The organism is Veillonella parvula (genome assembly GCF_902810435.1).
In the GTDB taxonomy this organism is placed as follows: Bacteria; Bacillota; Negativicutes; order Veillonellales; family Veillonellaceae; genus Veillonella.
Genome location: NZ_LR778174.1, coordinates 833,299 through 852,728 on the forward strand (window position 1 = coordinate 833,299; position 19,430 = coordinate 852,728).

Annotated in this window: 19 protein-coding genes, 1 tRNA gene and 1 other RNA gene; all 21 read left to right on the forward strand. The window is 38.9% G+C overall.

The window, feature by feature from the left end:
• Positions 1–39 precede the first annotated feature (39 nt).
• On the forward strand, positions 40–1,812 hold the full coding sequence (gene dnaG / locus FNLLGLLA_RS03660; RefSeq protein ID WP_174892257.1) for a DNA primase: 1,773 nt from the start codon (positions 40–42) through the stop codon (positions 1,810–1,812).
• Positions 1,813–1,840: 28 nt separating this feature from the next.
• Complete coding sequence (rpoD, locus tag FNLLGLLA_RS03665; RefSeq protein WP_004696398.1) at positions 1,841–3,001, forward strand: RNA polymerase sigma factor RpoD; 1,161 nt, start codon at positions 1,841–1,843, stop codon at positions 2,999–3,001.
• A gap of 205 nt (positions 3,002–3,206) precedes the next feature.
• Positions 3,207–3,545 (forward strand): 6-carboxytetrahydropterin synthase QueD, encoded by a 339-nt coding sequence (gene queD, locus FNLLGLLA_RS03670; RefSeq protein WP_012864569.1) that lies wholly within the window; start codon positions 3,207–3,209, stop codon positions 3,543–3,545.
• On the forward strand, positions 3,532–4,266 hold the full coding sequence (locus tag FNLLGLLA_RS03675; RefSeq protein ID WP_024061961.1) for a 7-carboxy-7-deazaguanine synthase QueE: 735 nt from the start codon (positions 3,532–3,534) through the stop codon (positions 4,264–4,266). The genes queD and FNLLGLLA_RS03675 overlap by 14 nt, the downstream gene beginning before the upstream one ends.
• A gap of 81 nt (positions 4,267–4,347) precedes the next feature.
• The gene (gene folE, locus FNLLGLLA_RS03680) at positions 4,348–4,911 is read left to right on the forward strand and encodes a GTP cyclohydrolase I FolE (RefSeq protein WP_004696390.1); all 564 of its coding nucleotides are present in this window, start codon (positions 4,348–4,350) and stop codon (positions 4,909–4,911) included.
• Between the two features lie 65 nt (positions 4,912–4,976).
• A tRNA-Ile gene (locus tag FNLLGLLA_RS03685) sits at positions 4,977–5,051 on the forward strand.
• Between the two features lie 192 nt (positions 5,052–5,243).
• Positions 5,244–5,975 carry a tRNA (adenine(22)-N(1))-methyltransferase gene (locus FNLLGLLA_RS03690; RefSeq protein WP_077708558.1) on the forward strand — a complete coding sequence of 244 codons (732 nt, stop codon included), beginning with the start codon at positions 5,244–5,246 and terminating at the stop codon, positions 5,973–5,975.
• A 15-nt stretch (positions 5,976–5,990) separates the two neighbouring features.
• Entirely contained in the window at positions 5,991–7,094 is a 1,104-nt protein-coding gene (locus FNLLGLLA_RS03695; protein ID WP_077708557.1) for a Nif3-like dinuclear metal center hexameric protein, read from the forward strand.
• A gap of 49 nt (positions 7,095–7,143) precedes the next feature.
• Positions 7,144–7,494: RNase P RNA component class A (rnpB, locus tag FNLLGLLA_RS03700), an RNA gene on the forward strand.
• A gap of 57 nt (positions 7,495–7,551) precedes the next feature.
• On the forward strand, positions 7,552–7,881 hold the full coding sequence (locus FNLLGLLA_RS03705) for a thioredoxin family protein (RefSeq protein ID WP_004698670.1): 330 nt from the start codon (positions 7,552–7,554) through the stop codon (positions 7,879–7,881).
• 273 nt (positions 7,882–8,154) lie between these two features.
• The gene (locus FNLLGLLA_RS03710) at positions 8,155–9,294 is read left to right on the forward strand and encodes a hydrogenase small subunit (RefSeq protein WP_004696383.1); all 1,140 of its coding nucleotides are present in this window, start codon (positions 8,155–8,157) and stop codon (positions 9,292–9,294) included.
• A complete protein-coding gene (locus tag FNLLGLLA_RS03715) occupies positions 9,294–11,195 on the forward strand; it encodes a nickel-dependent hydrogenase large subunit (RefSeq protein WP_174892258.1) in 1,902 nt (633 codons plus the stop codon). The genes FNLLGLLA_RS03710 and FNLLGLLA_RS03715 overlap by 1 nt, the downstream gene beginning before the upstream one ends.
• A 14-nt stretch (positions 11,196–11,209) precedes the next feature.
• Positions 11,210–12,019 carry a Ni/Fe-hydrogenase, b-type cytochrome subunit gene (gene cybH / locus FNLLGLLA_RS03720; protein WP_077708555.1) on the forward strand — a complete coding sequence of 270 codons (810 nt, stop codon included), beginning with the start codon at positions 11,210–11,212 and terminating at the stop codon, positions 12,017–12,019.
• Entirely contained in the window at positions 12,012–12,608 is a 597-nt protein-coding gene (locus FNLLGLLA_RS03725) for a HyaD/HybD family hydrogenase maturation endopeptidase (protein WP_077708554.1), read from the forward strand. Before cybH ends, FNLLGLLA_RS03725 begins: the two co-directional genes overlap by 8 nt.
• A 50-nt stretch (positions 12,609–12,658) precedes the next feature.
• Entirely contained in the window at positions 12,659–13,036 is a 378-nt protein-coding gene (locus FNLLGLLA_RS03730; protein WP_008714244.1) for a hydrogenase expression/formation C-terminal domain-containing protein, read from the forward strand.
• Positions 13,037–13,412: 376 nt separating this feature from the next.
• Positions 13,413–14,423, forward strand: a complete 1,011-nt coding sequence (locus FNLLGLLA_RS03735) for a glycosyltransferase family 2 protein (RefSeq protein WP_004696372.1) — start codon at positions 13,413–13,415, stop codon at positions 14,421–14,423.
• A gap of 84 nt (positions 14,424–14,507) precedes the next feature.
• Positions 14,508–15,320, forward strand: a complete 813-nt coding sequence (locus FNLLGLLA_RS03740) for a C40 family peptidase (protein WP_008714242.1) — start codon at positions 14,508–14,510, stop codon at positions 15,318–15,320.
• Positions 15,321–15,597: 277 nt separating this feature from the next.
• Positions 15,598–18,213: an alanine--tRNA ligase gene (gene alaS / locus FNLLGLLA_RS03745; RefSeq protein WP_156697627.1), complete on the forward strand. Its 2,616-nt coding sequence runs from the start codon at positions 15,598–15,600 to the stop codon at positions 18,211–18,213.
• Positions 18,214–18,367: 154 nt separating this feature from the next.
• Positions 18,368–18,628 (forward strand): IreB family regulatory phosphoprotein, encoded by a 261-nt coding sequence (locus FNLLGLLA_RS03750; RefSeq protein ID WP_004696366.1) that lies wholly within the window; start codon positions 18,368–18,370, stop codon positions 18,626–18,628.
• Positions 18,628–19,047: a Holliday junction resolvase RuvX gene (gene ruvX, locus FNLLGLLA_RS03755; protein ID WP_004696363.1), complete on the forward strand. Its 420-nt coding sequence runs from the start codon at positions 18,628–18,630 to the stop codon at positions 19,045–19,047. Before FNLLGLLA_RS03750 ends, ruvX begins: the two co-directional genes overlap by 1 nt.
• A gap of 26 nt (positions 19,048–19,073) precedes the next feature.
• Positions 19,074–19,370: a DUF1292 domain-containing protein gene (locus tag FNLLGLLA_RS03760; RefSeq protein ID WP_008601328.1), complete on the forward strand. Its 297-nt coding sequence runs from the start codon at positions 19,074–19,076 to the stop codon at positions 19,368–19,370.
• Positions 19,371–19,430: the final 60 nt, after the last annotated feature.

Below are 19,430 nucleotides of genomic sequence, written 5' to 3' on the forward strand. Positions count from 1 at the left end.
TAGAATTAATATATATATATGGGGAAGGAGGCGTTGGCTATGAGCCGATATTTTGAAAATGAACTGATTGAACAAATCAAAGATGCTAATGATATCGTGTCAGTTGTATCCGAGCATGTAGCCTTAAAGAAACGCGGCAAGAACTATTGGGGTTGTTGTCCATTTCATAATGAAAAAACGCCATCCTTTAGCGTAGCCCCTGAAAAGGGTTTTTATTATTGTTTTGGTTGCCATGCATCAGGAAATGCTATTAAATTTCTTATGGAGTTAGAGCATTTAACCTTTGTAGAAGCTTTAGGGCGGCTAGCTAATCGGGCTAATATTCCATTGCCAGAGGCGAAACTTTCACCTGAACAAAGAGCTAGAGATGAAAGGCGCAAAAAACTGTATGAAGCTTCTGATTTAGCGGCTACCTTTTTCCATAACTGTCTCACTCAAACGTCTATTGGTAAAGTGGGATTAGATTATTTGAAAAAGCGAGGGCTCACACAAGAGACCATAGAAACATTTAAGCTTGGTTTTGCCCCTGATGGTTGGGATAAGTTATATCGTGCCTTTCATGAGCGTGGCATTGATGATTCCATTCTTTTAGAGTTGAATCTTGTCCGAAAGAATCAAAAGGGTCAATTTTATGACTTCTTCAGAAATAGAATTATGTTCCCTATTATGGATGGTAAAGGGCGAGTAGTTGCTTTTGGTGGACGCGTTATGGATGATAGTACACCAAAATATTTAAACTCTCCAGAGTCATCAATCTTTGAAAAAGGTAAACTCTTATTTGCCTTTGATAAGGCTTATAAATCTATTCGTGAGGAAAAACAAGCTATTCTTGTAGAAGGCTATATGGATGTTATATCCGCTCATAATCATGGTGTTACTAATGTAGTCGCATCATTGGGGACTGCTTATACAAGAGATCATGGGCATATCTTGATGCGGCAAGCTGAAGAAATCGTGTTAGCTTATGATATGGATGGTGCTGGTCGTCAAGCGGCTGCTAGGGCTATTGAATTATTGCAAAATACGGATTTTAAGGTGCGTGTTCTTGCCATGCCAGACGGTAAAGATCCAGATGATTATGTGCGTAATCATGGGGGACAGGCATTTAAGGAGTTAGTTGCTAAAGCTGTTAAACCTCTTGATTATCTATTAAGTGAGTCTTTAATTAAACACGATACAAATGATACAGAAGGTAAGCAGGCTGTTATGGCAGATGTTTTCCCATATATTGCAAATATAGATAGTCAAACACAGAGAGATGATGCTTTAAAAACATTGGCATTGCCATTATGGCTTGATAATAGTACTATTTTTAGATACTTTAGAGATTATGTGAAAAAAGGACAAATTGAATTAGTGGATACTGCATCAACACCTTTGCCAACACAGGATTTACCAAAGGGGGATGCGGAAAAATTATTGTCCTTAGCTTTCACCGATGGCGAAGTATTACAACATATGATGAGCTATTTGCCATTAGAGGACTTTGAAAAAATTGAATATCGAGGTATAATAGAAAAGCTATTCACCTTGTATAAGTCCGAAGGTCGTCTAGATGAAACTGCAATTCAATCTGTTTTATCTTCTCAAGAATACGATATTTACTCTAGGTTGGTCGTCATGAGTGACGATGAATATAAGGTACAAGTGCCTGCATTAATCCGCAAGATAAGACTCCATTCATTGCGTGAACAGTATAAAGCGCATTCAATTATGGCGGATCAATTAAAACGAGCAGGAGATTCGACGTTTATTAGCGAATTACATAAGTGTCAGGAAATACAGAATTTAATTAGAGAATGGTCTAAGTAAATCATTAATGGTTAAAAAGGAGAGCGCTGTGGCTAAGAAAGTACAAAAAAGTCAAATAGAGGAGATTGTTGAGCAACTTCTTGAAAAAGGCCGTAAGAGCGGTGTGTTGACACAATCCGAGATTTCAGATGCTCTTCATGAGCAGACGGAAATTACTGCGGAACAATTAGATGATATTTATACGACTTTGGGTAAACTGAATGTTGAGATTGTGGCAGATATTGATGCAGATGATACAGATAGTCATACAATTGAAACAGATGAAGATGAAGACGAAGTTTCTAGTGAGAAGAAAATTTCTATCGATTTAAGTGTTGATTCTGGTGTTAATATCGATGACCCTGTACGAATGTACCTAAAAGAAATTGGTCGCGTACCATTGCTTTCAGCTGACGAAGAAATCGTATTAGCTAAGCAAATCGAAGCTGGTGCACAAGAGGATGCTACATATAAGGATATTCAACTTAGCAAAAAGGCTAAGAAAAAATTGGTAGATGCTAACTTGCGACTAGTTGTAAGTATTGCGAAACGTTATGTAGGTCGCGGTATGTTGTTCTTGGATTTAATCCAAGAAGGTAACTTAGGTCTAATCAAAGCGGTAGATAAATTCGACTATACTAAGGGTTATAAATTTTCTACATATGCTACTTGGTGGATTCGTCAAGCGATTACGCGTGCTATTGCAGACCAAGCTCGTACGATTCGTATTCCTGTACATATGGTAGAAACAATTAATAAATTGATTCGTATTTCTAGACAATTGTTGCAAGATAAAGGTCGCGAGCCATTGCCAGAAGAAATTGCTGAAGGTATGGGAATTACTGTAGAGCGGGTGCGTGAAATTCAGAAAATTGCCCAAGAGCCAGTATCCTTGGAAACTCCGATTGGTGAAGAGGAAGATTCCCATTTAGGGGACTTCATCGAGGACCAAGATGCAATTGCTCCAGACGATGCAGCTAGCTATATTTTATTGCAAGAGCAGATTGAAGATGTATTTACATGTTTAACTGATCGTGAGCAACAAGTATTGATTTTACGTTTTGGTTTGAAGGATGGTAAGCCTCGTACATTGGAAGAAGTTGGTCAACATTTTAATGTTACACGTGAACGTATTCGTCAGATTGAAGGTAAAGCGCTTACTAAATTGCGCAACCGCGGTAAACGTGATAAAATCAAAGACTTCTTATAATATTTTGAAACTCTTAAGGGTTGTAATGCAGTGTTGTATAGCACTGTATTACAACCCTTTTGTGTTATAATAAAAAATAATAATATCTTACAATAAAAAGCATTTTATGATAAGACTTATGTAGTAGAGAAGGGTCTCATGTAATAGCGATAAGTCTTATGTAATAGATATAAGTTGAAAGCTTATGTGATGGATAGGAGATATAATGTTTACAGTTACTAAACGGTTAGAGGTGAGTGCATCTCATCAATTACAACTAGATTATCCGAGTAAATGTCAAAATCTTCATGGGCATAACTGGATTATTACAGTTCATGCTCGTTCTGAAGAGTTAGATCATAACGGGATGGTCATCGACTTTACGATTATTAAAGAAAAAATTCATGGTCGCTTGGATCATCGCCATATCAACGATGTACTAGGCGACATTAATCCCACTGCGGAGAATATGGCAAAATGGATTGCTGATGAATTGGGCCCAAAATGCTTTAAAGTAGAGGTTCAAGAATCTGAAGGGAACACAGCTATTTATGAACGTGATTGAGATTTTTGCCTCTATTGATGGGGAAGGTAGTCGGCAAGGCTTGTTGACTACATTTTTACGCCTCCATGATTGCAATATTCGCTGTTTCTATTGCGACACGACTTATAGCTACGGCATTGATAGTGTTTTCACAGAGATGACTGTAGCTGAGGTGGCTGATGTTATTGAAAGCTTAGGCAATCATCGCATTACTATTACTGGTGGGGAGCCTCTATTACAAGAAGCTGCTGTTGTAGAGTTAATTGATGAATTAAATCGTCGGAAGGCTTTAAAGATACAAGACAATCCATCAAGTCAAAGTGATTTAACTCGTATTAATGATGTAGATAAACGAGAGAGGCCTAATAATAGTCCTTATGATTTCAATATTGAAACAAATGGCACGATTGTACCGAGCTTTCATAGAGATAATGTGTGGTTTACCTACGATTATAAAACGCCGTCCTCTTTAGCCGAAGAGTCTATGAATATAGATATATTCAAGGTGGCTACAGAACGTGATTTGATTAAGTTTGTCGTTGGCTCTCCAGAAGATTTGGATTGTATGCGTCGCATAATTAGTAAATATCCTACAGTGGCTCAAATATATGTATCGCCTGTATGGGGACAGATTGAGGCGGCATCGATTATCGATTATATGAAAACATATAATTTGCAGAATGTACGATTCCAACTACAAATCCATAAATTTGTCTGGGATCCAGATGCAAAGGGTGTATAGTATTGTTAGGCTGTATAGTATCAGTATCTTTTCTATGGTATGATATGAGGTCTGATGAAATCTTGATATAAAGGGGTAAATATGGATACAAAAAAAATAGAATCGCTTATATATCAGTTGTTAGAAGCATTAGGTGAGGATCCTAACCGGGACGGTTTGTTAGAAACGCCGAAACGGGTGGCTCAAATGATGGAAGAGGTATATGAAGGCATTCAGTATACAAATGCTGAGATTGCAGACATGTATGGTAAGACCTTCGCTGTAGATACAAATCAAATGGTAGTAGTAAAGGATATTACTTGCTTCTCTCATTGTGAACATCATATGGCATTGATGTATGATATGAGTATCAGTATTGGGTACATTCCAAAAGGTCGTGTCATAGGTTTATCTAAGATTCCCCGCATAGCTGAAATGTGCTGCAAGCGTTTACAACTACAAGAAAAAATTGGTGAAGATATTGCGGAAGTAATTTCTTTAGCAACAGGGTCTGATGATGTTATTGTGCATATTACATCGTCTCACAGCTGCATGAGTGCACGAGGTATTAAATCTACAGATAGCCAAACGACTACACTAACTACTAAAGGCGTATTTAACGAAGATCATATGATTCACCGTTTTATGCTAATGAAACAGTCTTAAGATTTGAGTTGCCTTGACTAAATAATAGTCTATTCGGTATAATTAATAAGCTAGAAACTAACTGAGGGCCTATAGCTCAGGGGTAGAGCAACCGGCTCATAACCGGTCGGTCCCTGGTTCGAACCCAGGTGGGCCCACCATTATGTTGATATCTACCGTCCTTGAGATTTCAAGGGCGGTTATTTTTATATGTAACTCATTTTGAGGCAACATAATAGATATTATTTCAGAATAGTATTGTATTTAGACATATATAAACGAGAACAAATAAGTAAGAAAATAATCAAGAATTAGTAATTACGAATAAATAATTAGTGATAGTAGAGGAAGTTATGGAACCTAGACCTATGATGGACCGCCTAGAAGCGGTATTCTCAATCGTACCAAAGGCTCATGCCATTGCCGATATCGGTACCGATCATGGCTATTTAGCGGTAGAGCTCATCAACCGTCAACGCGCTGAATATGTCATTGCCGGTGATGTACATAAAGGTCCGTTAGAGTCTGCAAGATCATATGTTGAGTCTTGTGGACTAGCCGATAAAGTAGATTGTCGTTTAGGCGATGGTCTTAAAGTGACAGAAAAGGGCGAGTTGAACGGCGCCATTTGTTGTGGTATGGGTGGATTTTTAATGCGAGATATTGTAGATGCAGGCCCAGAACCATTAGAGTTCTATGTACTCCAACCACAGAATGGACAAAAAGAATTACGTCAATATATGGTTCAAAAGGGATATGTTATTGTTCTAGAAATTATCGTAGAAGATGCTGGTAAGCTCTATACAGCATTTTTAGCCGTGCGCAATGACTGCGTGGAAGCTTATACAGGTATGACTGAATATGTAGATGTTTATCAATCGTTACCGGAAGACTCCTTGTTGTGGTCTGTAGGGGCTTTATTGGAACAAGATAGACCACCACTTTGGATGAAATATATAGAGTATTTAATATATCAACGACAATGTGCATTAGATGATATGACAGAGAAATTAAATCATACTGATAAATATCAGGATTTAGAGCAGGAAGTTAATTTTCTTCGTAATCTTTTAGAGAATAAATAGAAAGAAGTGAGTTGTATGATAACGGTTCAACAAGTTATTACCTTGATGGAGCAATTAGCACCGCGTTCTTATGCAGAGTCTTGGGATAATGTAGGTTTAATGGTGGGCGATCGGAATGTAGTTGTTACAGGTGTAGTGACTACGTTAGACGTAACAGAAGAAACCGTAGAATATGCTATTGAACAAAATTGTAATTTAATTGTTAGCCACCACCCATTAATCTTTAAAGGGTTGAAACAGATATCATGTGATACTGCTCATGGGCGTACGATTAATAAGCTGATTCAACATAAGATTGCCGTATATAGTGCTCATACAAATCTTGATATCGCACCAGGCGGTCTAAATGATATGTTGGCGAAGCAATTGGGACTTATAGATATTAAGGGCTTCATTAAAACTGGTGAAGAGGCGCTTTATAAGGTGACCACTTTTGTACCTGAAAGCTCGGCTGATGCGGTTCGATTGGCGATGGGTGATGCAGGGGCAGGCCGAATTGGTAATTACGAGCATTGCAGTTTCAGTATCCATGGGGAAGGACGCTTTGTTGGTAATGAAGATTCTCATCCTGTCATTGGGGCAGCTGGTGCTTTGACAGTGGTTCCTGAGGTACAAGTGAATGCTATCGTTGATGGTACGCATTTAAGCAAAGTCGTAGCGGCTATGAAAGCTGCTCATCCATATGAAGAAGTTGCTTATGAGGTTTTGAATATAGTCGAGCCTACTAGTTCAACTCAATATCTAGGACGGGTAGGTCGCTTGCCTAATGCATTAAACTTAGATTCTTTCCGTGAGTGGGTACAAGAAGCGTTGCCTGATGCTAACATTCGTTTTGCTGGTATTGTGCCGAAAGCGATTCAATCCATTGCTTTATGCTCTGGTGCAGGTGCAGAATTTATTAAGGATGCTGCCCGGTTACATGTAGATGCCTATATTACAGGTGATGTGAAGTATCATGAGGCGCAAATGGCTAAGGAATTAGGCTTACTCGTAGTTGATGCGGGGCATTTTGGAACTGAGTCTATAGTGGCACATGGTTTACGTGACTATTTAATCTCTGCAGGGCTTGCTGTTCCTGTGAAAGCTTTCACAGAACAAAATGATTTCTTCTTTGTGTAATGATGCATTTTCTTGCAACAAATTGTTAGCTATGATAAACTGAATTGAAGCAAGTATGAAAGACGGTTGCGAGTCTATAAGACTCGAGGAAAGTCCGAGCTCCATAGGGCAGGATGCCAGATAACGTCTGGCGAGGGTAACCTTAGGGAAAGTGCCATAGAAAAGGAAACCGCCACGTAAGTGGTAAGGGTGGAAAGGTGAGGTAAGAGCTCACCAGCAGTCTGGTAACAGGCTGGCTCGGTAAACCCCATCCGGAGCAAGACCGAATAGGGAAGGGTTAAGGGTGGTCCCGCCTACCTTCCGGGTTGTGTCGCTCGAGCGTGCAGGCGACTGTACGCCTAGAAAGATAATCGTCACCGCGCAAGTGGAACAGAACTCGGCTTATTGATTGCTTGCTTCTATATTTAACATATAATTGATAGTATATAAGATTGTAGATCTTTGTTAGGAGAACTTCATGGCAATTACAGCAATTACTAGTGTACAAGAATTTGATGAGAAAGTGCTTGGCGCTAAAGGTTTAGCTATTGTTGATTTTTGGGCTGGTTGGTGCGAACCATGCACTGTTATGCGCCCAGAGATTGAAGATGTAGCAGAGCGTTTAAAAGGTCAAGTAGAATTCTTTAGTGTTAATGCAGAAGATAAAAATCTTCGCGGTATTTTGTTAAAAGAAGATGTTGATGGTATTCCATCCTTAGTATTCTTCCGCGATGGCAAAATGCTCGATTCCCTTGTGGGCTATAAAAAAGCAGATATGCTTGAGTCTCTAATAAAGGAAGTTATCTGATTAATTAATAACTAGGAATTCTTAGGAAATGAATAACATGAGGCTGTATATAAGGAAAGTTAATTTCTTATATACAGCTTTTTTGTTAAATTTCATAGTTTTCAAAAATGTTAAGTGATATAATAAAATAGTAGAAATATGATTGTCATCATGTTGGTTGAACTTCTTCAAAGTGATAGAGGACGCTAATAAAATGATTTCCGTCATAAACGTTGTAGTTTATTAAGTAATATAATTATATTGCGCAAAGTTGTTGTAAGGAGGCTATATTCCATGAAGAATCGTATAAATAGTTTGTGGACACTCTTCCAAGAACGCCGTTTGAGTCGACGAACATTTATGAAATCCTGTGTAGCACTCACTGCTATTTTAGGACTACCTCCAACGATGTTAGACACCGTTGTTAAGGCTGCCGAAACAACTGAATTACCTACGGTGATTTGGTTGCATGGTCATGAATGTACTGGTTGTAGTGAATCTTTTATCCGTTCATCCTCTCCCTTTACTTCTGATGTTATTTTAAACATGATCTCTTTAGAATATGATGATACTTTGGCGGCAGCGTCTGGTGCACCATTAGAGGAACATTTAGAAAAAATCATCAAAGAAAAAGCCGGTAAATATATCTTGGCTGTTGAAGGTGGCGTACCACTTGATGAAGATGGTGTTTATTGCACAGTAGGTGGACGTACATTTAAAGAATCCCTATTAGAAGCAGCTAAAGGAGCTGCAGCAATCATAGAATATGGTTCTTGTGCTTCTTGGGGCGGTATACAGGCGGCAAAACCAAATCCAACAAATACAGTTTCTGTATCTTCCGTTGTATCTGGCAAGCCAATTATTAAGGTCCCTGGTTGTCCTCCAATTCCAGAGGTTATGACTGGCGTAATCATGCACTATGCATTATTCGGTCAAATTCCACCTCTTGATTCTCAAGGCCGTCCTAAACAATTTTATGGCAATCGTATTCACGACACATGCTACCGTCGTGCCTTCTTTGACTCTGGACTTTTTGTTGAAAAATTCGACGACGATGCATCCAAATCTGGTTGGTGTTTGTATAAAGTAGGTTGTCGTGGACCTCAAACATATAATTCTTGTGGTAACTTACGTTGGTGGAATGGTTTATCCTATCCAATTCAATCCGGTCACGGTTGTATTGGTTGCTCTGAAAAGGGCTTCTGGGATAATGACGTATTCTACAAACGTTTACCAGATATTCCATTGGCTAATACCATCACGACTGCTGATACAATCGGTACAGTAGCTGCTGTTGGTGCCACTGCAGCAGTTATCGTTCATGGCGCTGCAACTCTTACGCGTAATAAAATTCTTGATATGAAAGAAGAAAAACGCTTAAAAGAACAAGGCTTGTGGGATGAAAAGAAACATAATAATGGAGGAGGTCACTAATGAAACGCGTAGTAGTAGATCCGATTTCCCGTATTGAAGGTCATTTACGGGTTGAAATAAAAGTTGATGAAGCGAGTGGTAAAGTAGAGGATGCATTGTCTTCTGGTACTGCTTGGCGCGGTATCGAACTTGTTGCTAAAGACCGCGATCCTCGTGACCTTTGGGCGTTCGTACAACGTATTTGTGGTGTATGTACTACAACACATGCCTTGGCTTCGTTAAGAGCTGTTGAAGATGCGCTTGGTATTACAATTCCTAAAAATGCAAACTATATACGTAATATTATGCATAGTAGTCTTGATGTGCATGATCATATCGTGCATTTCTATCATTTACATGCCCTTGACTGGGTTAGCCCGGTAGCAGCTCTTAGTGCCGACCCTGCTAAAACCGCTCAATTACAAAATGATGTATTAGCAACTTATAATGTGAGCGGTTTAGCACCTGCGGAAACGGCATCAAAAGACTCAGCCTATCCTAAAGAGTTTCCTAAGGCTACTACAGCATACTTTACGGCTGTACAACAAAAGGTTAAGAAAATAGTTGAATCAGGCCAATTGGGGATTTTCTCCGCTCAATGGTGGGATCATCCTGATTATAACTTGTTACCTCCAGAAGTTCATTTGATGGCCGTATCTCATTATTTGAACATTCTTGATCGTCAACGGGATATTGTAATTCCTCATGTTGTATTTGGTGGCAAAAACCCTCATCCTCATTACATTGTAGGTGGCATGCCATGCTCTATTTCTATGAATGATATGAATGCCCCTATTAATACGCAACGCCTTGCTGCTGTAGAGCAATCTATTGCATTGACTAAAGACTTAGTTGATAATTTCTACGTGCCAGATCTATTAGCTATCGGTAAAATATATGTAGAAAAAGGTATGATCGATGGTGGTGGCCTTGCGAAGAAACGCGTTATGTCCTATGGCGATTATCCTGATGATACGTACACCGGTATTTCTAATGGTGACTATCATAAGAAATGTATTGTTCGTTCCAATGGTGTTGTTGAGAACTTTGCATTAGGTGTAGATAAAGCAACATTCATCCCATTAGAAGGTAAAGATTTCATGGATCCTCAATACCTTAGTGAAGAGGTTGATCATTCCTGGTTTACATATCCAGATGGAACAAAAACACTTCATCCTATTGAAGGTGTTACTGATCCTAAATTTACAGGTCCTAAATCTGGTACAAAAGAAAAATGGGAATTCCTTGATGAAGATAAAAAATATTCTTGGATTAAATCTCCAACTTTCAAAGGGAAAACTGCAGAGGTTGGTCCATTAGCAAAATATATTGTTGTGTATACAAAGGTAAAACAAGGCATAATCAAAGACCCAACTTGGGCTGAATCTATGATTGTTCGTCAAATTGATACAGTATCACAAGTATTGGGTGTACCAGCTCATGTATGGATGACTACTATGGTAGGACGTACAGCATGTCGTGGCCTTGATGCACAGGTAGCGGCAAATATTAGCCAATACTTCTTTAACAAGCTTGTATCTAATATTAAAAATGGTGATACTACAGTAGCGGATATGACTAAGTTTGAACCAAATACATGGGATAAAGATGCTAAAGGTGTTGGTCTTGTAGATGCGCCTCGTGGTGGTTTGGGGCACTGGATACATATTAAAGATGGACGCTCTGCAAACTATCAATGTATCGTACCATCTACATGGAATGCGTGCCCTAAAACTGCAGCTAATGAACATGGTGCCTATGAAGATTCTATGATTGATACACATGTAAAAATTGCGGATAAACCACTTGAAATTTTGAAGGTAATTCACTCCTTTGATCCATGCCTAGCATGTGCAACCCATTTATACAATAAAAAAGGCGAAAAAATTGTTTCCGTCAATACAGATGCATTGTGTAAATAAAGGGTGGTGGACTTATGTTAATACATACTGACAAAAAGGCGTATGTCGTATTTAGTCTATGGTTGCGTATATTCCACTGGACTATGGTACTCAGTGTAACTGCATTGTTCTGGACTGGCCTATATATTGGTGATCCAGGCTTTGCTGCGATTACGGGTAACCCTGAACCAACTTTTGCTATTGATGGCTGGTTCTCTATGGAAACTATGCGGCGTATTCATTTCATTGCAGGTGTTATCTTAACATTCTCCTTTATCTTCCGTTTTGCAGGTGCTCTTTGGAACAGAGGGGATAGATTATTACCTAAATTCCGTCAAAAACGGTATTGGTACGGTCTTAAAGAAACAACATTGCACTATTTAATGATTCCTCAAAAACATGAACATCATTGGCTTCGTAATTCTTTAGCTAGAACTGCGTATATGATGGTATACATTATGTTCTTCTTTGAAATTTTAACGGGTTTTGCAATGTATTCGATGGTTAACCCTAATGGTATTCTAGGAACTTTATTTGCACCAGTGGTTACATTATTTGGTGGTGAATACAAGGTCCATATTATCCATCACTACATTGCGTGGGGATTCTTGTTCTTTACTATTGTTCACGTGTATATGGCATTCCGAGAAGATGTTATGGAGGAATCCGGCGAAGTATCAGCTATGGTTTCCGGTATGAAATATTACGCTCATGATCCAATTGATATTGAAGACCTCAATGGTAAACGTCGTCGTGGGGAACGTATTGATAAACCATCTGGTACTACATACCGTCCAAGTGATCCTAATGATCCTAGAGAAAGAGAATTACAAGAAAATGACTAATACAAGTACTGATATTATTAGTGGCTTGGAACAATACGCGGACTCAGAGGGTCCGCGTATTGATTTAAATAGCCTTTATGATGATGGAGATAATGAAATTGTTCTACTCGGAGTCGGCAATATTTTACTTACCGATGAGGGATTAGGTGTTCATGTAGTAAAAGAATTGAAAGAGTCTTTCACATTTACGCCTGCGATTTCCATTATTGATGGTGGCACTATGGGAATGGAATTACTTACGTATATGCGTGGTATGAAGAAAATCCTTCTTGTAGACGCTATTAATGGCGGAGATGCTCCAGGAACTATATATGAATTTCCTCATAAGGAATTAGAACAATATTTTACGGAACATATTTCTGTACATGAAGTAGGAATGCAAGATATTTTGCGCATCCGTGCTATTCAAGAGGATCCATTAGAAGATGCAGTGGTTATCGGTGTAGAACCGGAATCATTGGAGATTGGTTTTGAACCTAGCGAGCCGGTACAATGTGCCTTGCCTGAGGTTAAAAAACGTGTTTTGAATGTACTACGAGAATGGGGCGTAACAGCTGAGCCTAAAGCACAAAGTGAAAATTTCATATAGTATATAGATAGCTTATAGAGTGTAAAGATAGTCTCTGTATAGGAGTATTTATGATTGAAAATTATGGTAATGTTCGCGCCGTTTTAAATGAGCTGCGTTTGGCTCTAAAGAATTTGCGTGAAACTGGTGAGACATATTCGATTTATATTGAAAAAACGGGTTTAACAGAGGAAGAACAAGTTGAAGTATTAGAAACACTTGGACGCGGTCATATTACGATTAACTTTAATGAAACTGATCAACCTGTAGAATGGTATGAATCACAATTTTCTGGAATCTGGATTGGGACTTATAAAAATGGTCGTGATGACTCAATTTTACATACCGTAGAGGTCGCTAAGTATCCAGTTGTAGCTGGTGCTTATATAGAGGATATGGAACTGGCGGAGGAAGATTTACAATCTTGGATTGATGCTGCTGGATTATAGTAAAGGAGACCCTTAACGGGTCTCCTTTTTATGAAAAATAGATGAAAATAGATATTTCCGGTAAATTTGTGATAAAAATACATATAAATTTTTGATTAATATTTAATAAAGTCAGAAATAATCATATTTATTTCCATATCATTAAAATAAATATTTTTTATAAATCGCTTTATTAATTAGATTTACAAATAAATAGATATTATATTGATTTACTGTATTTATATAAAAGATAAATGAAGTGTTTTGTTGGTGTTTTATAGATAAATGGCTTATTTACTGGCTTTATAAACATTATTAGGCTTATTGTTAACCTTTAGCATTTGCCTTAATTTACTAATTAACATAAAATATGTGAGTAAAATACTTTGGAGGATTTATGTTACTTTCTATTGTAGTGCCTGTATATAACGAAGAGGAAAATATAGCGAACTTTTATAAAGCTGTAACTGATGTTATGTCAGGTCTCACATATGATTATGAACTAATCTTCGTGGATGATGGATCTAGTGATTCGTCAGCTATGATACTGCGTGAAATTGCATTCAATGATAAACATGTTAAAGTGTTATTGCTGGCTCGTAACTTTGGGCATCAAACGGCACTTACATGTGGGCTTGATTATGCTCATGGCGATGCAGTCATTACAATGGACGGTGATATGCAGCATCCACCAGCATTGATTCCTGAACTAGTTCGATTATGGGAATCAGGGTATGATGTGGTGCGTACCATACGCGATTCAACTGATGACGCTAGTTGGGCTAAATCTTTCACGTCTAAGTATTATTACAAACTGATGAACAAAATGGCCGATGTTCCTATTGTTGAAGGCGGGTCCGATTTCCGCCTCATGAATAGTAAAGCATTGGGCACGTTGAAACGATTCAGAGAACATGGTCGATTTTTACGCGGTATTGTCGGCGCCTTAGGGTACAGACAAGCAGAGTTGCACTTTGTGGCACCACCTCGATTTGCAGGTGTCTCAAAGTTTAGTGTGCGTAAAATGATTCGATTTGCTCTGGATGGTGTAACCGCTTTTTCAAGGGTGCCTTTACGGGCCGCCTTGTATGTAGGTGTACTTTGTGGTGGAATGAGCTTTTTGCTCATTTTACATCTTTTGTATGTATATCTTACAGGACAAGCTTTGAATGGGTGGACAACCTTGGGCGTATCAATCTTGTTTATTGGTGGAATTCAACTCGTCGGACTGGGAATTATTGGCGAGTATGTAGGTCGTATTTTTGAAGAGGTGAAGCAACGGCCTTTGTATTGGGTTAAGTCAGCTATAAATTTTGAAGAGCATGAAGAGGCTCCGTTACTCGGACCAAGTAGTGCAGATGTTTTTATGGCACCAGAGGCTTATACCAACAAGAGCAAAGAAGACTAGCTGTATTTGTGAATGCAAATAAATAGACGGTTAGTATATTTTGAATAAATAACTTACTTTAAAAGTTTTTTGGAAAGGAAGCATATGAAGTCAAAATATAGTAAGGTTAAAATAACGGCATTAACATTAACTTTTGTGTGTGCCACAACAGCCATGGTTGGCGCAACAACATTACAATATGGTGATAAGGGCAAAAGTGTTACAGCGGTTCAACAACAACTAATTAAACACGGCTATAATGCTACAGATAAAAATGGTGTATATGGTAAGGAAACGAAGTGGGCAGTTCGTTTGTTCCAACAAGATCGTGGCCTTCCAGTGGATGGTATCGTAGGTCCTGCTACGTATAACGCATTGATGGGTGCTCCTCGTTCTACGAAGGCAGTATTGACTCAAAATGCAGCGACTAAAGCAGTAGCAACGAAATCCGCTTTTACAAACAGCAACGCGACATCCCGTCGTATCGCTGGTCAATCCATTAATGGCAAGAACGTTAAATTAAACAATATTACGAAAAATGAAACACCTAGCAGTATTCACGCAATCTTGGCAGAAGCTGACAAATACCGCGGTGTACCATATGTATTTGGCGGTACTACTCCAAGTGGCTTTGACTGCTCTGGTTATGTTAAATATGTATTTGAAAAACAAGGTATTTCCTTACCACGTTTGGCAGATGAACAGTATAACGTAGGTGTTGAAGTTTCTCGTGCGAACTTGAAAGCAGGGGATTTGGTATTCTTCGAAACATATGAACCAGGTCCATCTCACTCTGGCATTTATATTGGCGATGGCAAGTTCATTAGCGCCACTTCCAGTCGTGGTGTTGCAGTAGCAGATCTTGATACTGGCTATTGGGGTGAACGTTACATCGGCGCAAAACGCGTTGTACGCTAATTTAATAACTAGCTATAAAAGAGGCTATACGAATCAATTTTGTTTTGTTGATTTGTATAACCTCTTTTTATGTTTATTATTTACGATTTAACTAGCATTGACTAAATTTGACCTTTTCTTTTATTGTAAAAAATATGGATTAAAATTTATATCTTTCACGGTCTGATTGGATTGGTGTGAAAGTGCGGGAATTCCGCATAATCTCAATGTTTTTGATAGATTTTATATCGTTTTTGAGTTATAATGAAGAGTAAATAATTTTAGGAGGAATATACACATGAAGGGTAATGAACTGCGTCAAGCATACTTGCAGTTTTTTGAAAGTAAAGGACATTTAAAATTAGATAGTTTTTCTCTTATACCAGAAAATGATCCGTCTTTGTTATTGATCGGGGCAGGTATGGCGCCATTGAAGCCTTTCTTTACAGGTAAATTGGTACCTCCTTGTCGTCGTATTACAACATGCCAAAAAAGTATGCGTACCGGTGACCTTGAAAACGTAGGGCGCACAGCACGGCATCATACATTCTTTGAAATGTTGGGGAATTTCTCTTTCGGGGACTACTTTAAAAAAGAAGCTATTCATTGGGCGTGGGAGTTTTTAACTGAGGTTATTAAACTCGATAAAAATAGATTATATGTTACTGTATATCCAGATGACCAAGAGGCATATGATACATGGCATAATGATTGTGGTGTAGAAGAGAGCCATATCACGCGTCTCGAAGATAACTTCTGGGAAATTGGCGAAGGCCCATGTGGTCCAGATAGCGAAATCTTTTTTGATCAAGGTCCTGAACATGGTTGTGATGACCCTAATTGTGCGCCAGGCTGTGATTGCGATCGCTATCTTGAAATTTGGAACTTAGTGTTTACTCAATTCAATAAAATGCCAGATGGATCTTATGAACCATTACAACATAAAAACATCGATACAGGCGCCGGTCTTGAACGATTGGCTTCCGTATTACAAGGCTGTAAAACAAACTTTGAAACCGATTTGATTTTCCCAATCATCGAAGCCACTGCAAAACGCGCTGGTGTTACATATAACGAAGATCCAAATACAGATGTTTCTTTAAAAGTTATCGCTGACCACGCTCGTGCTGTCACTGCATTGATCTCCGATGGCGTATTGCCATCCAACGAAGGTCGCGGCTACGTATTGCGTCGTATTTTACGCCGTGCTGTACGTCATGGCCGTTTACTTGGTATTGAAGGTATCTTCTTAACACCACTTATTGATGTAGTCGTAGACATTCTTGGCCCTGGTATTACATCTATTGCTGAGAAACAAGACTTCGTTAAACGCGTGGTTCAAAACGAAGAAGAACGCTTTAACCAAACCTTGGAGCAAGGTCTTGAGCTATTAAACTCCTTGATCGATACATTAGCTGCTGAAAAGGCAACTGTAGTTCCTGGTTCTGAAGTATTCAAACTATATGATACCTATGGATTCCCTTGGGAATTAACAGAGGAAATTGCTTCTGAACGTGGTTTTACAATCGACCATGAAGGTTTTGAAGCTGCTATGAAAGAGCAACGTGAACGCGCTCGTGAAGCCCGTGTTAAAGAAGATGCAAAGGTAGCAACACCGGATATTACATTCTTGAAAGACGAAGAACTTCTTGAGGACGAGGCTGTAGAAGCATCTTCTGTATTGATGATAGGTAAAGGTGCTGAACGTTTACAAACAGCTGCTGACGGTGATGAAATTACTATCATCGTACGTACGACTCCATTCCATGCAGAAGGGGGCGGTCAATTAGGCGATACAGGTTTTATTGTGGGCCCAATGGGTAAGGTAGAGGTTCATAACACTAAACGTTTACCAGAAGGCACTGTATACCATATCGGTACTGTTATAGAAGGCTCCATCTCTGAAGGCGATGATGTCACTCTTGAAGTGGATACAAATCGCCGTGCAGCAATGGCTCGCAATCATACAGCGACCCATTTGTTACATGCAGCTTTGAAACAAATCTTAGGTGAGCATGTAAACCAAGCAGGTTCTTTAGTAACTCCAGATTACTTGCGTTTCGACTTCACCCATTTCTCTCCTGTAACGCAAGAGGAACTTGATCAAATCGAAGCTCTTGTAAACGAAGAAATTTTAAAAGCTACGGACCTAGCTATTGCTGAAATGTCCATGGATGAAGCAAAAGCAAAAGGTGCTATGGCACTCTTCGGAGATAAATATGGCGATGTGGTTCGCGTTGTTGAGGTCCCAGGATTCTCCGTTGAATTGTGTGGTGGGTCCCACGTAGGAAATACCGCATTCATTGGCTCTTTCCACTTAACTTCAGAAGCTGGTATCGGTTCTGGTGTACGTCGTATCGAAGCGATTACTGGTCGCGCAGCTCTTGATGCAGCAAAACAAGATCGTTTGACTATTGAACGCATGGCAAGCGAGCTTAAAACTAAAGCTCCTCAAATAGAAGAACGCTTACACCAAGTATTAGCAGAAGCTAAAGAAACTGCTAAAGAACTAGAACAAATTCGTAAAGAGGTTTCTGCTGCAGGTGCAGCTGATATCATTGCGGGTAAAGTCATGATAGGTGATGTAGAGTTTGTTGGCGCAGCTGTAAAAGCATCCTCTATTGATGAATTACGCGACTTAGCTGATATGGGACTTGATAAATTGAATGGATCTGGTGTGGTTCTTGTAGGCGCTGCTATGGGCGATGATAAGGTAAACTTTGTATGTAAAGTATCTAAAGATGTCGTTGCTAAAGGTGCAAAAGCAGGTAATATTGTTAAAGCAGCAGCTCAAGTAGCTGGAGGTAATGGCGGTGGCCGTCCGGATATGGCACAAGCAGGTGGCAAAGAGCCAGCTAAATTAATGGAAGCCTTAAAAGCTGGTGGTGAAGCCTTAAAATCTATGTTACAATAGGCATATAATTTTATAATTATACTTGTATCTGTTATAGAAATTTTTCATAATGCATAAAAAGTTACTGACTTTGTAGCTTTAATTCAAGTATAATAGTAGGTGAGATTTCACTTTTATGGTGAAATCTACCGATGTAATAAAAAGGAGGGATACGATGAACGTTTCAGATGAAACCATGTTATTCCGTAAAGTAGACGATGAACCGATGACCGCTGAAGAGGTGCTTACGCGTGTTTATCAATCTATTCAAGAAAAAGGTTACAATCCAATTAATCAAATCTTAGGGTATCTAATCTCTGGAGACCCTGCGTACATAACAAGTTATAATAATGCGCGTTCCGATATCCGTCGTTTAGAGCGTGATGACTTGATTGAAGAATTGTTGAAAGAATACGCAAAGGCTAAACAACTATAATGAGAATTATGTCATTAGATGTAGGCAGCCGTACTATTGGTATTGCCTGTAGCGATGCACTGCTCATGACTGCACAAGGTATTGAAACCATTCGTAGAACATCTCTAGAAAAAGACTTTAATCGCTTACAAGAACTCATTTCTGAATATGAAGTACATGAACTTGTGGTAGGTATGCCGAAAAATATGAATGGTACAAAAGGTGAACGGGCTGAAAAGACTGAAGAATTCGTTGCAAAAATGAAGGAAGTCATCGATTTACCTGTTACATATTGGGATGAGCGGTTATCTACTGTTATGGCTGAACGTCAACTCATCGCAGCTGACGTTAGCCGTAAAAAGCGTAAATCCGTTATCGATAAAATGGCAGCGGTTGTAATTTTGCAAGGATATCTAGATCGCTTGCAGTTTAATAAATAAGTATTTTTCCTTAAGGAGGGTTTCCAATGGTTGACCAAAATTTTGAAGGTGAAGTGTATTATTTGGAATTCGAAGACGAACATGGTAATAAACAATACTTCACAGAAGATGTTATCTTGAGCCATGAAGGTCAAGAGTATGCCGTTCTTGTACATGTACAAGATGAAGATGCCGACCATGAAGGTCAAGATGACACGTACATGATCTTGGCTCGCATCGAAACAAATGAAGAAGGCGTAGAAGAATACGTACCTTTGGATGAAGAAGATGAAAACTTTGAAACTCTAGTAAAACTGTATGAAGACATGGATGAAGACGAATAATCGTTTTTAGCATAAATTTAGCGTGTTGTCAGTGGACAATGCGCTATTTTTATTTTGTTA

Excerpts from the sequence above, each read along its gene's own strand:
- dnaG (WP_174892257.1), top strand. The coding sequence starts at position 40 with ATGAGCCGATATTTTGAAAATGAACTGATTGAACAAATCAAAGATGCT.
- queD (WP_012864569.1), top strand. The coding sequence starts at position 3,207 with ATGTTTACAGTTACTAAACGGTTAGAGGTGAGTGCATCTCATCAATTA.
- FNLLGLLA_RS03675 (WP_024061961.1), top strand. The coding sequence starts at position 3,532 with ATGAACGTGATTGAGATTTTTGCCTCTATTGATGGGGAAGGTAGTCGG.
- folE (WP_004696390.1), top strand. The coding sequence starts at position 4,348 with ATGGATACAAAAAAAATAGAATCGCTTATATATCAGTTGTTAGAAGCA.
- FNLLGLLA_RS03690 (WP_077708558.1), top strand. The coding sequence starts at position 5,244 with ATGGAACCTAGACCTATGATGGACCGCCTAGAAGCGGTATTCTCAATC.
- FNLLGLLA_RS03695 (WP_077708557.1), top strand. The coding sequence starts at position 5,991 with ATGATAACGGTTCAACAAGTTATTACCTTGATGGAGCAATTAGCACCG.
- FNLLGLLA_RS03705 (WP_004698670.1), top strand. The coding sequence starts at position 7,552 with ATGGCAATTACAGCAATTACTAGTGTACAAGAATTTGATGAGAAAGTG.
- FNLLGLLA_RS03710 (WP_004696383.1), top strand. The coding sequence starts at position 8,155 with ATGAAGAATCGTATAAATAGTTTGTGGACACTCTTCCAAGAACGCCGT.
- FNLLGLLA_RS03715 (WP_174892258.1), top strand. The coding sequence starts at position 9,294 with ATGAAACGCGTAGTAGTAGATCCGATTTCCCGTATTGAAGGTCATTTA.
- cybH (WP_077708555.1), top strand. The coding sequence starts at position 11,210 with ATGTTAATACATACTGACAAAAAGGCGTATGTCGTATTTAGTCTATGG.
- FNLLGLLA_RS03725 (WP_077708554.1), top strand. The coding sequence starts at position 12,012 with ATGACTAATACAAGTACTGATATTATTAGTGGCTTGGAACAATACGCG.
- FNLLGLLA_RS03730 (WP_008714244.1), top strand. The coding sequence starts at position 12,659 with ATGATTGAAAATTATGGTAATGTTCGCGCCGTTTTAAATGAGCTGCGT.
- FNLLGLLA_RS03735 (WP_004696372.1), top strand. The coding sequence starts at position 13,413 with ATGTTACTTTCTATTGTAGTGCCTGTATATAACGAAGAGGAAAATATA.
- FNLLGLLA_RS03740 (WP_008714242.1), top strand. The coding sequence starts at position 14,508 with ATGAAGTCAAAATATAGTAAGGTTAAAATAACGGCATTAACATTAACT.
- alaS (WP_156697627.1), top strand. The coding sequence starts at position 15,598 with ATGAAGGGTAATGAACTGCGTCAAGCATACTTGCAGTTTTTTGAAAGT.
- FNLLGLLA_RS03750 (WP_004696366.1), top strand. The coding sequence starts at position 18,368 with ATGAACGTTTCAGATGAAACCATGTTATTCCGTAAAGTAGACGATGAA.
- ruvX (WP_004696363.1), top strand. The coding sequence starts at position 18,628 with ATGAGAATTATGTCATTAGATGTAGGCAGCCGTACTATTGGTATTGCC.
- FNLLGLLA_RS03760 (WP_008601328.1), top strand. The coding sequence starts at position 19,074 with ATGGTTGACCAAAATTTTGAAGGTGAAGTGTATTATTTGGAATTCGAA.